Origin of the sequence: Bacillus carboniphilus, from assembly GCF_039522365.1 — a bacterium.
GTDB classification, from domain to species: domain Bacteria; phylum Bacillota; class Bacilli; order Bacillales; family JC228; genus Bacillus_BF; species Bacillus_BF carboniphilus.
The window spans coordinates 1-13,152 of record NZ_BAAADJ010000001.1; the positions used below are offsets into that span (position 1 = coordinate 1).

Consider the following 13,152-nt stretch of genomic DNA (forward strand, 5'->3'; position numbering starts at 1 on the left):
TGACAGATACTAATCGATCGAGGACTTAACCAATTACATGGTGATTCGGTCCTTACACCTCATTAGTCAGTTATCTAGTTTTGAGAGAACGAGGTTCTCTAAATTAAATAAGTCTGGTAACTATGGCGAGAAGGTCACACCCGTTCCCATCCCGAACACGGAAGTTAAGCTTCTCAGCGCCGATGGTAGTTGGGGGCTGTCCCCCTGTGAGAGTAGGACGTTTCCAGGCTTTCAACATTTTAATAGAAATTAGGAAGACTTTATAAAAAGTTATGGTTTAATATTATTCCTAGGAATAGTTATTTATCATTCCGCAGTAGCTCAGTGGTAGAGCATTCGGCTGTTAACCGAACGGTCGTAGGTTCGAATCCTACCTGCGGAGCCATGCTTCCATAGCTCAGCAGGTAGAGCACTTCCATGGTAAGGAAGAGGTCACCGGTTCGAGCCCGGTTGGAAGCTTTCTAATAAAACATTGATATGACACGGTTTTCCCTCGGTTGGGAAAACCGTTTTTTCTTTTATTCAAACACTATTGCAAACCAATTGCTAACCTTCGTGTATCGAAATAAAGTTATTGCTCTTTTCTATAAGATTCCTACTAAATATTTGGATTGCTTCTTTTTGAATTGAAGGCAATAAGTGACCGTAGGTGTTGAGAGTAGTTTGAATACTAGCATGTCCTAATCTTTCCGAGACCACCTTAGCAGGTATACCTTGCAGCAACATAAGTGTAGCGTGTGTGTGTCGTAAATCATGGAAACGAATATTAGGAATGTCTACTTTGTCTCTAAGCTTGTACCATAGACGATTTAAATTTCTAGGAGAGATAGGTTTACCCAGGGAAGTACAGACAACAAGGTCTTGATCATCATAGGCAGTACCCGCCTTTAATTTATCTTTAGCAACTTGCTTTTTTCGATTTTTAAGTTCTGCTATTGTGCCATCATCTAAATCTATAGGCCGACTATAACTATTTTGGGTTTTTCCATCCGATTTCCCTTTGGTCGTAATGGTGGTTACAACTCTTAGAATTTTGTTTTCAAAATCAATATCTTTCCACCGAATCCCTAACACTTCACTTCTTCTCATTCCAGTCATGGCAGGAAGATGAAAGGCAATGTATAAAGTTTCAGCTTTTATTGCATTTAAAAAATTCATAAGCTGAACTTCATCCCAAACCTTTATCTCGGAACGGCCAATTCTTGGTGTTTTTATACCAGCTGATATATTCTTAGCAATCAAACCATCCTCTAAAGCATCACTCAATGATGAACGTATTACAGTGTGAATTTTTTTAATGGATGCAGGGGCCAATTCTTTTTCTTCTTCTAAGTAACTGTAAAACTCTTTTATATGCAATCGATTCATTTTTCCCAATTTTAGATGGCCGAGTCCTGGGATAATGTGAACCCGTAAAAGGCGTTGATAGGTATCGAGCGTTGTAGGTTTAATTTGGCTTTTCTTGTTCTTAATCCATTTTTCTAGATAAGACATATATGTCTCATTAGCAGGTTCAACAAAGGTACCTTGATTGATATCATTTAGAATAATTGGTAAGTCTCTCTCAGCATCTTTTTTCTTGTCATAACCAGAAAACCACTTTTGTTTCCGTTTCCCATTATTGTCTCGTCCCATATCTACCACAATTGCATATTTGTTTCCACGTTTACGGATGTGTCCTTTCACGTTTCATTCTCCTTTCCAAATCTTCTGGCATATCTACATAATCATCCACTTCTCCCACGACTTCACCATTTACTAATCGAATGCTGTTGAAAACCGGAATCTTTTTTGTGAACTTAGATTTTTCTAGTTCATCTAAAAGCCTGACCATTTTATCCTTGATCAATTAAACTACCTCCTTTAAAAAAATTTCTTGAATTGGGAAGCAACTGAAATACTTCTGAGATATCTTGGGTAGGTATAACAAATTGGGTTACAAGATATGGATCTACTCCAAAATCGTTAATTCTCTTTTTTATATTGGGTAAATAGAGTCCTAGCTTATCGGGATGAGCATCACTAACTATCAAATCTGATAGAAAAATAGATGTACTGATAATAGATTCGTCATAGAATTCGCGTTCATAATAAACTGTTGGTTCAATAACTTCAAAGTAGAAAACTGTTTTCTCCCAGTTAATTTCCCCAGTTTCGAATGTTAGGACATAACAATACGGAACTAAAGTTTCGTTTACATATTCTTGATAAATAGCTTGATTTGGCATTAAATTGCAGCCTCCTTCTTTTTCTCTAGTTGTTTATATAATTTATTTAATATTGCTTTTGTCTCTTCAGAATAATTGTCTGAGTTAACTTTTGGATATTTAGCCTCCATATAGGCGCGGTGTTCTGCATCTGATTTTGCCTGTAGCATTTTTCTTTTAAACTGCTTTAACCTTTCTTCTGCGAACTTTTCAGTAACATTAAAGGTTTTGGAGATAAGAGGGACACCATCTTTAACATTTGAAAGGCTATTTAACTTAAACTCCAGTAACATAAAAGTCGGGACACAAAAATGATACATGAATGTATTTGCCTGGCATTCTTGGAGAATAAGAAATGAATTTGGTAATATTAACTGATTCCCTTCATGTCTAAGTGCATGACAAAGTTCATGACCAAACTCTTGCCATTGTTCTTGAAGACTTTGCCTATTGTCAATGATAATTTCATTTTTATAAAATCTACTGGTGACATTCCTATAAGTAAGCCTAATTCCAATGTTTTCTGAAATGTTTTTTATGTTTAGTTGGTTAGGGTTTTTAATATCAAGTTTGTCATATAGGTCCTTGATCCAATCTTCAAGAAATATTGTTTGATATTTCATAAAGAAACCTCCTATAAAATACGGGAATGGGAATATATGTTCGGTTTTATGTTTAAAAGAAAAGGCCACTGATGGCCAGATTGATTATTTTTCATCTCTTTCTTTAATAAACTCCCAGAATCTGATTAACTCCTCAATTTTTTCTTCAGGTGCATCCATCAAATCTTTAAAAAATATTTGCGTCTTAGGATCTAAAAACTCTTTCCACATTTCTTCGGGGGAAGAGGAATGTTCATTTCCTGTTAACAAATAATCAATGGATACATCAAACTTACTAGAGAGTTTTTTTAAAGTATCAAAGTCAGGTTGACTTTCTTCCTTCTCGTATTTCGCGTAGCCTTGTCTAGAAATACCTAAGTAGTCTGCCATATCTTGTTGAGTAAGCTTGTGGCTTAATCTTAATTTTTTTAACCTATCAGCAAACATATGTTATTGCCTCATTCCCCATTATATTCTATCAATATTATAACGCAACAATTAGTTGCTTTAAATAAACGTAACTAAAAGTTACATTTTTTTGTTGACAGTAACTAAAAGTTGCGTATAATAAAACTTATAAAGCAACCTTAAGTTGCAACAATAGAACAGGAGGTGTAGATTTGACTGCAGCAGAACTACAAAAGTTTCTAATCAAAAAAAGAGAGCAAATGAATCTAACACATCAAAACGTTGCTGACCTTTCAAAAGCAGGAATATCACGCCAATATTACGGTATGATTGAAAGCGGAGAAAGGAAACCATCAGTTAAAGTCGCAAAGAAAATCGCTCAGGTCCTTAACGTTGAATGGACAATTTTTTTTGACACTGAAAGCAACCAAAAGTTGCAAAGTAAAACAACAGCGTAAAAAGGAGGTTACTCATATGTCAATCGAAGAAACAATCCGTAAAATCATTCAAGAAGAGAACGAAAAACACTATGAAAGAATTGAGCAGCTTTTAGATCAACATGGTGTTCAAGGAGCTCCTCCTTTATTAACTGTTGAAGAGGCAGCTCAGATTTTGAAAATGGGGAAAACAAGTGTTTACGAATTAACGAATCGTCATGATTTTCCAGCAATCCGTGATGGAAGAAAAGTAAGAATTTCTTACTCTGGATTGATGAATTGGATTAACACTCAGAGCACTTCCAAGCAAGCTATCTAATTATTACTTTACTAATAACAAAGTACCAAATCTACTAGTGAATCGGTACAAATATAGGAGGTTTACCTGTGGCAATCGGTGAGGAGATAGGAAACGCTCGGAAAAGGCAAGGACTCACCCAAGAAGAACTATCCATGAAATTGCCTATCTCAAGGGAAAGTATATCTAAATATGAAAAAGGAGGTAGGTCTGTACCAAAGGACATGAGAAAACACATAGCTGAAGGAATAGACGATACAGAACTTTATTTTGCAACCTGGAATGAAGCAGCTGGAGTTGTATCAATCCCATTTTTTAACGGCGAACATATAGACCAGCACCCAGCAAGCATGAAGCACCTTGTTCAGTTTGAAACCAATGAAGCACTAGAACAACTAGAACGTTTGAGCTGGGTGAAACCAATACATACACGAACAGACAGAGAAAAAGAAGAAGTTAAGCAAGCGATTGTCGAGGTACTCGATGCAGCTGCTTCCATGATCAACCTAGTAGCAGTTTTATGTAGGGAACACAAGTTTTCAATGAAACAGATATTTAAAGCTTGGAGATCATCATTAAAAGTGAGGAGGTATTCGAAGTGAGATTATTTACAAGCCCAGCACTAACAGTATCAGAAGTAAAACAATGGTGCCAGATGGTAAGGGATAACAAAGGGAAAGTTGCGTTGGTTGAGCTACAACTTAAATCTGCTTTAAACCAATTAACTCAAAATAAAAAAGCAGCAAGCTCTGGCAAGCTCACTGCTTAAATGTGCCTTAGCACAAATATTTGTTGATATAAAAATAACATTAAAATCGGTTGATTTCAATAGATGGATTTTTTTATCAAAAGGAGGATATAAAAATGGCAACAATACCAGTTCATTTAGCAAATGATCGTTACTGGAAGCCGGTTATTCATTTATTTCAAAATAATTCTAAACTGCAAAGATACTTTAATACCAAGTATTTCAATTTAGAATCAGGAACTATTTCATCAGTGGCATTAAAAAGAAAAGCTGCCCCATGGTCGTCATCAGAGAAGTTTCTACTTAATTTAGCGCTTCACCTATACAACGAGCGAAATAAAGTAAATCTGAGCGATATGGATTATTTGGATGATTCCAACAAGAAAATAGCGCTGGAAGCTATTTCAATGAGATTTGGGTAAGCCTCGGGCTTGCCATTATGGCTAGGAGCTCCCCATCTAACCCCCTTGATGGGTACCTCCTCTGACTCCTAGTCATAATGGTGCGCACCGATTCCAATTATTAAATCATATGCAAAGGATGGACAAGCTATGCTTTTTTCCGTTGATTTTGACATTAAAATAAACCAAAGCTTCTCAACGGTTCATACAGAGATTATTCCAGCTATTAGTATTTCTGAATGCCAGGATAAAGCTGAGCAAATCAGAGAGCAACTTCCTCTCAATCAAAATAACCATATTCATATATTCATTGAGGAAGTCGTGTGATTGTCCATAAAGTTATGCTTCCTGATTTGTATAGATTAGCGAAAGGCGTTAGAAAAAAGAGATTAGCTTGGGCTTATCTTCAGAGGTATTATCCTCACTACGATCCCATTCCAAAGCAATCTGAATTAGAGAAGGAAAATTGTCTTTTATGTACATACAACTATGAAAGGGCGCGAAAACAAATGGAAGAATGGGAATGGCGCCAGAACAAAAGAAAAACAAGTAAAGGTGGGAAGTAAATGAATTCTGGAAGTGCTGCAGTCGATAAAGTTGGACAAATGAATATTCAAGGGAATATCATCCCGCCTTTTTGGTACAGAAACATTAGGTTTAAAACAGGAAGACCCCATTTTATTGCTATTACTCTTCTGTCAGAAGTGCTTTATTGGTATCGGCCAACAGTGGTTCGTGATGAATCCTCTGGGAATGTGGTGGAGCTCAAAAAGAAGTTTAAAGCTGATCGTCTTCAAAGAAGCTACCAAAGTCTTGCTGATCAGTTTGGTTTTACTAAAAGGCAAGTAAAAGAGGCATTAGACTTTCTAGATGAACATGACCTGATGATTAGAGAGTTTCGGGATATTAAGTCAGAATCTGGTGTACCACTTAATAACGTGATGTTTTTAGAGCCAGTTGTAGAGAACATAGAAAAATTAACTTATGAAGAATTTGACTTGACCCTCCTACGTTCTGACGTACCCCCTCCTACGCTGGAATGTACCCCCTCTTCCGTTGAAGCGGAGGACCCTCCTACGCCACAGCGTGGGACGTATACAGAGATTACTACAGAGATTACTACAGATATAAAAAAAGAAGAAGATGAAGAAAACGCAAGCGCACCAAATCCCTTTCAGTTTTTTGAACAAAATGGGTTTGGAACAATTGGCAGTTACATTGCTGAAAAGATTTCATTATGGTGCGACGATCTTTCACCAGAGCTTGTTTTAGAAGCAATGAAACTAGCAACTGAATATGGAGTAAAGACTTGGAAGTACACTGAATCTATTTTACGTTCCTGGGCTGATAAAGGAGTCAAAACTGCACAAGATGCACAAGCCTTGCAACAGGCAATGAAAGAACAAAAAAGTCGGCAGAGAAGAAATACTTCTAGATTCCCAGCATCTAAAAAGCAAGAAAGCAAACCTGATTGGTTTGACGAGGAAAAAGAAAGACGTAAGAAAGCTAATGAAGAGGCTATACGTAAACAACAAGAAGATTTTGATTTTGAAGAGCAACGGCGAAAGCTAGAGGAAGAATTAAAAAACAGGAGGAGAAAACCTTGAGTAATACAAAGACCGTACCAAATTGCCCTAAATGCAAAAAGGTTGGAACAGTGAAAGGGCATAGAAAAAACATTGTGAAGATATTTTGCTCTACCTGTAATTTTGAGTGGCAGACCTTATCTAAAACGTGTAAATACTGCGGGAAACCAAACGGATTTGCAACTGAGGGAACCTGTCTCGAATGCTATAAGGATGGAGTACATCTGATAAAAAAAGAGGTTATGACAATATGATTGACAACACAGTAAGGGTATCTAAGTTGTCAGAAGAAGAATTAAAACAATACCGAAATAGGCCAAAGCAACCTATGAAGCGCCCCAGAGATTGGAGATGGCCGCAGAATAGGAGGGCTGAAAATGAAAGATCAACTCGCTTGGCAAAGAAAAATTATTAGAGAGGAATACTTGAATGAAGACCCAGGACTTGCAAACAATGCCACTCATCCAGTTAATCAAGTACTGCAAGGAAGGAAACATCGAGGCAAGAAAAGAGTGGTTCAACAGATGGGAAGACGAATTCCCCCGAATTAGAAACATAAAAAAGCGCCGGGTATAGGCCACCCGGCGGGAATAAAAGAAATTCGTCTACTCCATTTTACCATAAGGGGTGGGCAATGTTGAAGAGAACATTTGAAGTAGAAATGAATCCAGAAACACTTGAAATCAATGAAAAAATTGAAACAGGAAAAGTTGTTGTCTTAGTTTTGGATGGAGTAAAAGGGAAGGCTACAAAATGCGAGGCAGTTGAGCATGGTTTTACCATAATTGAAACTAGTAAAGGCAAACCAGTCAGAATTAAATTTGAGGATTATGAGTTGCTCTAAGGTCATCCAACGACCTTAGAGAAGAAAATTAAAAATAGTTTCTGCATATTTAGCGATTATGTATAGAACTAATGCACCTGCAGCTAGGCCCAAAATAGGAGCCACAATTTCATTTCTTACAAAGTTTTTAATGATGTTGATCATAGTTACCTCCAAACGGGAAATTTATAACTATTTTACCAGGTATCGAGATTTATATATATGACAAAAAGTGAGGATAAGACTCATTTTGTGCAGTAAGGAGGGAGAGAAATGCAACTCGATTTATTTAGAGAAATAATAGTTGATAACTTCGCGGGTGGTGGAGGTGCCAGTACAGGAATTGAAATGGCTACAGGTTTATCAGTTGATATTGCTATTAACCACGATCCAGCTGCTATTGCAATGCACAAAGCTAATCATCCAGATACAGAACATTATTGTGAGTCAGTTTGGGATGTAGATCCGGTGAAAGCAGTGAAGGGCAGAAAAGTAGGTTTAGCTTGGTTTTCCCCAGACTGTAAGCATTTTAGTAAAGCTAAAGGTGGAAAGCCTGTTGAAAAGAAAATTAGAGGCCTTGCTTGGATTGCGGTTAAATGGGCAGTTGCAGTAAAACCTAGAGTCATAATGTTAGAGAACGTTGAAGAGTTTAAAACATGGGGACCATTAAATAAAGAAGGTTATCCTGATGAAAAACAAAAGGGTAAGACGTTTAATTCATTTGTGAAAGCACTAGAAGCATTAGGATACCAGGTTGAGTTTAAGGAACTTCGTGCTTGTGATTATGGAGCTCCTACCATTAGAAAAAGATTTTTCATGGTAGCTAGATGTGATGGCAGACCCATTGTCTGGCCAAAACCAACTCATGGTAATCCAGAAAGTTTAGAAGTTCAGGCTGGGAAACTCAAAGCTTGGCGAACAGCTGAAGAAATAATAGATTGGTCCATTGGAACACCCTCAATATTTGAAAGAAAGAAACCGTTAGCAGATAACACAATGAGAAGAATTGCTCGAGGGATTGAGAGGTTTGTGGTTAATAATCCAAAGCCATTCATTGTACGAATAGGTCAAACAGGATTCGGTAGAGATAGGCTTCAATACGAACTAGACAAGCCACTTACCACTATTACAACCAAAGCTGAACACTGTCTAGTCACTCCTTTCATTTCTGCTTATTACGGAGAAACTGCAGCTAGTGAGGTAAGAGGGCAAATAATAAAAGACCCATTGCATACCATACCTACTGCTAACAGATTTTCATTAGTAACTGCTTTTATTGCCCAACAATTCAAAAGTTCAATAGGGCAAAAAATTGAACAACCATTAAATACAATAACAACCGTTAATAAGGCCAACTTGGTGACAGCTTTTCTTACAAAATATTACGGATCTGATATCGGTCAGAATCTAAATGAACCACTTCATACTGTAACAACAAAAGACCGTTTCGGACTAGTAACAATTAAAGGTCAGGATTTTCGAATTGTTGATATTGGAATGAGAATGTTACAACCACACGAGCTATATGCTGCTCAAGGGTTTCCAAGTGAGTATGTAATAGACAAAGATTATAAAGGGAATCCATATCCCAAAACGCAACAAGTCGCAAGATGTGGGAATTCAGTACCCCCATCATTTGCAGATGCATTAGTTAGAGCAAATTTACCCGAAATGTGCGTAGAAAATTCTAGGTATAAGAGAGCGCTAGTTTAATGCACATTTTCCGTGGAAAAAATGAAACGAACAGGAGGAAATCAAATGAATAACAAAAGAAACAAAAGAGTAATCTTTTCACTAATTACTTCATTAGCAAGCATATTTGGCATTAGCTTTCTGATAGGATTGTTCATTTTCAATTAACAGAAAAGTAGGTAATTGATTTAAGAAATTGTTAAAAATATTCAATAATTTATACTATAATAAAATTGTGTCCTTCATTGTGTTCCTGTTTTAATAATTGTCGAAATATAAGTTTTTTTGTCGAATTGAATATTTATGGTATCAATTGATACCGTTATTGGATATACTAGTTTTATCCGGAGATGTAGTTAGCACTTAATGGAGGTTTGTTTTGTCTAATAATTCTGAAAAGTCTTTTCTTCGTGAAGCTAAACAACTCATCTCTAGAGGAAAGAAAGATTTCATTAAAAGAACATACGACCATCCATCTGGGAAAAAGGTTAGATGGATAGAAGCTCTTTTTGAAATTGGGCTAACAAGCGTGGATCAATGCTGGGATGAAGCGCTAAAGTTAACTCCAAATGACTATATTGACGGACCCTGTGTTGATAACGATCGACCTCAGGATGGAAAAGTTATTTGGATTTTCAAAAAGGAAGTGAATGGTGTGTTGACTTATATCAAAATGAAAATCGATCACCGAGGGTGCGTGTGTTTATCTTTCCACAAAGATTGGTGAAATTATACTAATCACTGTCTAATAATAAGTAACGGAGGAACAAAACGATGGAGGGCACTAATATGGCATCAACAAAAAATAAGTACTGTGATGGTTGCCAAAAGGATGTTGAAGCTAAAGTTGTCGAACGCCGTTCAAACTATACAATTAAAGGTGAAAATATTGAAATAGACGAACGAGTCTTAATGTGTGCCTGTGGTCAAGAATTATATGATGAAAATTTAGATTCTGAGACCATGAAAACGCTCACAAAGATGTATGAAGATAGAATTGGATTGTCTCTTGAAGATATTAAATCCATTCGAGCCCAATTTGGCTTATCTATGGATTTATTTTCTCGTATTTTGGGGTGGAGTAAGGCTACTATTGCTCGGTATGAAACAGGTAAATATATTCCTGATTCATCACATATGTCAGTTCTAAAAAGATTAAAAGAACATCCAGAAGCAATTGACGAGTATTATAAACTAACTAAGCATAAATTTAATGAAAAAGAACAACAAAAAATTAATGAAAAACTTTCTAATACAGATCAACAGTCTGTTGAAAAAGGGCTAGTTGAAGCTCTTCATATAAATTATAAATTACATGAGAAAACTATTGAGTCGGGATATAGCTCTTTTTACTTAAACAAACTAATAAACATGATACTTTTTTTCGCTAGTAAGGGTGTTCAAAAAACAAAATTAATGAAGCTTCTTTTTTATACAGACTTTCTTAATTATAAAAGAAATTTGTTATCAATGAGTGGGATGCCATATGTACGTTTGCCTTATGGACCCGTTCCTAAAGACCATGACTTACTAATATCAACAATTGATAAAAATGATATGATTGATATCGAGTATGAATTTGTTAACGACTATACTATAATAAATATCAAAGCTCTTAAAGAGTTTGACGATACTTTATTTAGTGAAGAAGAATTAGAAATTTTACGTCAAGTTAATGAATATTTTAATAACTTTGGTTCTGTAGCAATAAGTAATTTTTCACATGAAGAAGATGGATGGAAATATACCGACGATAGAGATATTATTTCTTATGATTATGCTGATTCTTTAAAATTGGATTGATATTATTGTAATATTTTAAAATAACCAAATATGTCCAAGAGACGAAAGCGTGAGGACACTGATCGAGCTGGAGAACCCGGCCTGATTGGTGTCCTCTTTTGCTTTTTAAGGAGGAAAAGTTTATGCGTCAGATTGGTGACGAAGTGCTAAAATGGGCAAAACACAACAGGATTCCTCTTCGAAGTGGTGCTACTACAAGAAAAAACTCAAAGAAAGAAAAACTAAGCAAACATGATTTGATTGATCTTATGGGAATGAATCGACCAACTTACAGAAGGAATAAAGGTGCATTTAGACAAAGATAAAAAATGTACGGAGGTTAATGAGTGGTGTATTCACAACTATGTTTATTTAATGAGATTGATGAAAAACAAGTCCGTTCAATTGTTATTAAAGAATTAAAACAATATAGAGCATTAAAAATTCATTTAGAAAATAAAAAGGAACAAAAAGATAAAGGAATAGCAAACCTTTTCCCATCATTGAGAGATTCTTCTGAGGAAGCTGCTTTAAAGGTAAGGCAAATTGAAAAAGCATTATATGGATTATTAGATGATTCTGAAAGAGCAATTGTTGAGAAGAAATACTTAAATAATAATCCACAAAATGACCTGGTCATTATGGAAGAACTTTGCTTAAAAAAGGATCCTTATTATAGAAAAAAGAGGTATGCAATTCAAACCATAGCCACTGCTTTAGCGATCATATAAAAATCGAGAAAAAACCGATAAAACTTAGAGAAAAAGGGTGCCAAATTGGGGACCTTTTTTTTGTTGATTTTCTTCTAATATTTACCTTAAGAGGTTTCTCTTGGGTAAAGCATCTATCCCATATCGATGATGTACTCGGGTGTATCGAATGACGTTGAAGGTCACTAGCTGAACGGGAGGGGTGACTGGAGTCTAAGCAGAATTGCGCGCGGTAGCTACGGGGTAGGTAAAGGTGAAATTCCTTTGCTGAAGGAAGGTGACTTTTATGTACCTATCGACTCTAAATATCCCAAGCATCCTCCTGGGCGATTGATTTGAGTCGGGAAACCAAAAATAATAAAAAGCTATTAGCACAAGGCGGTGTGTAATGGAATTACTGGGAAAAATACAATAACTGAGTGAAAGCTTTAGCAACCTATTTGCAGGAAAATATCTCCTTTTGTCGAACTGAGTAGATGGGAGGGGGTGAAATTAAATGTCTGCAGTTGAGAAGTTAATTAGTAATGGTCAAGAAGTGGTAAATAGAAACAAACAGCCTGGCATATATTCTGACTCTTATGTATCAGGTGTTGAGTATGAAGAGTGGATTGCAAAAGTTATTTTCTTTATAGATGATAACAGAAAAAATATTCCGGAATTTTTATATAACCGTGTGATTGAAGCTGCAAAAGATGCAGTGGGAAATGGTACCGAATATTTCGATCGAATAATTGGTGTGTTGAAGAGTTTGAGTGAAAGAGAAGAATTTCAAAAAGTTTGATAAACATAGCATCCTTCAAGGGTGCTTTTTATTTTGTATAACAAAGTAGGTGAGTAGATGAAATGAATTTTGTTCAACCTATCCGAGATCCAAAAGTCATTGATGGGATAAAACAATATTTAAAGTTAAGGAGTTTAAGAAACTACCTCTTTTTTTGTTTTGGAATCTATAGTGGTCTACGGGTAAGTGATTTGAGAATGTTACGTGTTGGAATGGTTAAAGGGACACACGTTAACATTCAAGAGCGGAAAAATAAAAATAAAAAGAGATTCATTATTCATCCAGAAATCAGAGAAGACCTAAGTAGATATATTGCTGGAAAGAGTGATGATGAATTTCTGTTTCCAAGTAGGCAAATTAAGAAGAAAAGCAGACTTAGAGGGCAACCATTTGACCGTAGTACTGCATATAAAATGTTGAATGATGCAGCTCGCCAATTTGGACTTAGGGAAATAGGTTGCCACACCATGAGGAAAACCTGGGGTTACCAACTATATAAACAAGATCCTAGTAACCTAGTGTTACTAATGGAAATGTATGGCCATAGTGATCCAACGATTACTTTACGTTACATTGGGGTCACTCAAGACATGATGGATGCAGCTATTTTAAGACTTGGGTGAAACACAATTTAAAGAGTTTGGCACTCATTTTCTGAAAGCGAGAAAAAAGTAATA

Annotated in this window: 23 protein-coding genes, 2 tRNA genes and 1 rRNA gene; 20 read left to right on the forward strand and 6 right to left on the reverse strand. The window is 36.0% G+C overall.

Annotated features, from left to right (window positions below; translation table 11 throughout):
- Nucleotides 1–112: 112 nt before the first annotated feature.
- From rrf to ABDZ91_RS00015, 3 genes are all read left to right on the forward strand, one after another.
- A 5S ribosomal RNA gene (gene rrf / locus ABDZ91_RS00005) occupies nt 113–229 on the forward strand.
- 81 nt (nt 230–310) lie between these two features.
- Nucleotides 311–385: transfer RNA gene (locus ABDZ91_RS00010), tRNA-Asn, on the forward strand.
- A 1-nt stretch (nt 386) separates the two neighbouring features.
- Nucleotides 387–459 (forward strand) — tRNA-Thr (locus ABDZ91_RS00015).
- Between the two features lie 87 nt (nt 460–546).
- Here ABDZ91_RS00015 and ABDZ91_RS00020 read toward each other — a convergent pair.
- From ABDZ91_RS00020 to ABDZ91_RS00040, 5 genes are all read right to left on the reverse strand, one after another.
- Entirely contained in the window at nt 547–1,686 is a 1,140-nt protein-coding gene (locus ABDZ91_RS00020) for a tyrosine-type recombinase/integrase (protein WP_343795200.1), read from the reverse strand.
- Nucleotides 1,667–1,849, reverse strand: a complete 183-nt coding sequence (locus ABDZ91_RS00025) for a hypothetical protein (RefSeq protein WP_343795201.1) — start codon at nt 1,847–1,849, stop codon at nt 1,667–1,669. The genes ABDZ91_RS00020 and ABDZ91_RS00025 overlap by 20 nt, the downstream gene beginning before the upstream one ends.
- Complete coding sequence (locus tag ABDZ91_RS00030) at nt 1,836–2,228, reverse strand: hypothetical protein (RefSeq protein ID WP_343795203.1); 393 nt, start codon at nt 2,226–2,228, stop codon at nt 1,836–1,838. Before ABDZ91_RS00030 ends, ABDZ91_RS00025 begins: the two co-directional genes overlap by 14 nt.
- A complete protein-coding gene (locus ABDZ91_RS00035) occupies nt 2,228–2,830 on the reverse strand; it encodes an ImmA/IrrE family metallo-endopeptidase (RefSeq protein WP_343795205.1) in 603 nt (200 codons plus the stop codon). The genes ABDZ91_RS00030 and ABDZ91_RS00035 overlap by 1 nt, the downstream gene beginning before the upstream one ends.
- Nucleotides 2,831–2,914: 84 nt before the next feature.
- Nucleotides 2,915–3,256 (reverse strand): helix-turn-helix domain-containing protein, encoded by a 342-nt coding sequence (locus tag ABDZ91_RS00040; RefSeq protein WP_343795206.1) that lies wholly within the window; start codon nt 3,254–3,256, stop codon nt 2,915–2,917.
- A 173-nt stretch (nt 3,257–3,429) separates the two neighbouring features.
- Between ABDZ91_RS00040 and ABDZ91_RS00045 the strand changes: the two genes are divergently transcribed.
- The 10 genes from ABDZ91_RS00045 to ABDZ91_RS00090 all read left to right on the forward strand — a co-directional run bounded on the left by ABDZ91_RS00045 (nt 3,430) and on the right by ABDZ91_RS00090 (nt 7,531).
- Nucleotides 3,430–3,675: a helix-turn-helix transcriptional regulator gene (locus ABDZ91_RS00045; RefSeq protein WP_343795208.1), complete on the forward strand. Its 246-nt coding sequence runs from the start codon at nt 3,430–3,432 to the stop codon at nt 3,673–3,675.
- A 16-nt stretch (nt 3,676–3,691) separates the two neighbouring features.
- Complete coding sequence (locus ABDZ91_RS00050; protein ID WP_343795210.1) at nt 3,692–3,973, forward strand: helix-turn-helix domain-containing protein; 282 nt, start codon at nt 3,692–3,694, stop codon at nt 3,971–3,973.
- Nucleotides 3,974–4,041: 68 nt separating this feature from the next.
- A complete protein-coding gene (locus tag ABDZ91_RS00055) occupies nt 4,042–4,554 on the forward strand; it encodes a helix-turn-helix domain-containing protein (RefSeq protein ID WP_343795212.1) in 513 nt (170 codons plus the stop codon).
- A complete protein-coding gene (locus ABDZ91_RS00060) occupies nt 4,551–4,721 on the forward strand; it encodes a hypothetical protein (RefSeq protein WP_343795214.1) in 171 nt (56 codons plus the stop codon). Before ABDZ91_RS00055 ends, ABDZ91_RS00060 begins: the two co-directional genes overlap by 4 nt.
- Before the next feature lie 95 nt (nt 4,722–4,816).
- On the forward strand, nt 4,817–5,122 hold the full coding sequence (locus ABDZ91_RS00065; RefSeq protein ID WP_343795216.1) for a hypothetical protein: 306 nt from the start codon (nt 4,817–4,819) through the stop codon (nt 5,120–5,122).
- Nucleotides 5,123–5,251: 129 nt separating this feature from the next.
- Nucleotides 5,252–5,428 (forward strand): hypothetical protein, encoded by a 177-nt coding sequence (locus tag ABDZ91_RS00070; protein WP_343795218.1) that lies wholly within the window; start codon nt 5,252–5,254, stop codon nt 5,426–5,428.
- Nucleotides 5,425–5,667: a hypothetical protein gene (locus tag ABDZ91_RS00075; protein WP_343795219.1), complete on the forward strand. Its 243-nt coding sequence runs from the start codon at nt 5,425–5,427 to the stop codon at nt 5,665–5,667. The genes ABDZ91_RS00070 and ABDZ91_RS00075 overlap by 4 nt, the downstream gene beginning before the upstream one ends.
- Entirely contained in the window at nt 5,668–6,708 is a 1,041-nt protein-coding gene (locus ABDZ91_RS00080; RefSeq protein ID WP_343795221.1) for a DnaD domain-containing protein, read from the forward strand. It abuts the gene before it with no gap.
- Between the two features lie 356 nt (nt 6,709–7,064).
- Nucleotides 7,065–7,238: a hypothetical protein gene (locus ABDZ91_RS00085; protein ID WP_343795223.1), complete on the forward strand. Its 174-nt coding sequence runs from the start codon at nt 7,065–7,067 to the stop codon at nt 7,236–7,238.
- An 83-nt stretch (nt 7,239–7,321) separates the two neighbouring features.
- On the forward strand, nt 7,322–7,531 hold the full coding sequence (locus ABDZ91_RS00090) for an XtrA/YqaO family protein (protein ID WP_343795225.1): 210 nt from the start codon (nt 7,322–7,324) through the stop codon (nt 7,529–7,531).
- Nucleotides 7,532–7,546: 15 nt separating this feature from the next.
- On the opposite strand, the gene ABDZ91_RS00095 is transcribed toward ABDZ91_RS00090, so the two are convergent.
- Nucleotides 7,547–7,675, reverse strand: a complete 129-nt coding sequence (locus tag ABDZ91_RS00095; protein WP_343795227.1) for a hypothetical protein — start codon at nt 7,673–7,675, stop codon at nt 7,547–7,549.
- Between the two features lie 108 nt (nt 7,676–7,783).
- On the opposite strand from ABDZ91_RS00095, the gene ABDZ91_RS00100 reads away from it, so the two are divergent.
- From ABDZ91_RS00100 to ABDZ91_RS00130, 7 genes are all read left to right on the forward strand, one after another.
- Nucleotides 7,784–9,223 carry a DNA cytosine methyltransferase gene (locus ABDZ91_RS00100; protein ID WP_343795228.1) on the forward strand — a complete coding sequence of 480 codons (1,440 nt, stop codon included), beginning with the start codon at nt 7,784–7,786 and terminating at the stop codon, nt 9,221–9,223.
- A 358-nt stretch (nt 9,224–9,581) separates the two neighbouring features.
- Complete coding sequence (locus ABDZ91_RS00105) at nt 9,582–9,929, forward strand: hypothetical protein (RefSeq protein WP_343795230.1); 348 nt, start codon at nt 9,582–9,584, stop codon at nt 9,927–9,929.
- Nucleotides 9,930–9,991: 62 nt separating this feature from the next.
- Complete coding sequence (locus tag ABDZ91_RS00110; protein WP_343795231.1) at nt 9,992–11,005, forward strand: type II TA system antitoxin MqsA family protein; 1,014 nt, start codon at nt 9,992–9,994, stop codon at nt 11,003–11,005.
- A 122-nt stretch (nt 11,006–11,127) separates the two neighbouring features.
- Nucleotides 11,128–11,310: a hypothetical protein gene (locus tag ABDZ91_RS00115; RefSeq protein WP_343795233.1), complete on the forward strand. Its 183-nt coding sequence runs from the start codon at nt 11,128–11,130 to the stop codon at nt 11,308–11,310.
- Nucleotides 11,311–11,331: 21 nt separating this feature from the next.
- Nucleotides 11,332–11,715, forward strand: a complete 384-nt coding sequence (locus ABDZ91_RS00120; protein ID WP_343795235.1) for an ArpU family phage packaging/lysis transcriptional regulator — start codon at nt 11,332–11,334, stop codon at nt 11,713–11,715.
- 475 nt (nt 11,716–12,190) lie between these two features.
- Nucleotides 12,191–12,475, forward strand: coding sequence for a hypothetical protein (locus ABDZ91_RS00125; RefSeq protein WP_343795237.1), 285 nt, complete (start codon nt 12,191–12,193; stop codon nt 12,473–12,475).
- Between the two features lie 62 nt (nt 12,476–12,537).
- Complete coding sequence (locus ABDZ91_RS00130) at nt 12,538–13,098, forward strand: tyrosine-type recombinase/integrase (RefSeq protein WP_343795239.1); 561 nt, start codon at nt 12,538–12,540, stop codon at nt 13,096–13,098.
- Nucleotides 13,099–13,152: the final 54 nt, after the last annotated feature.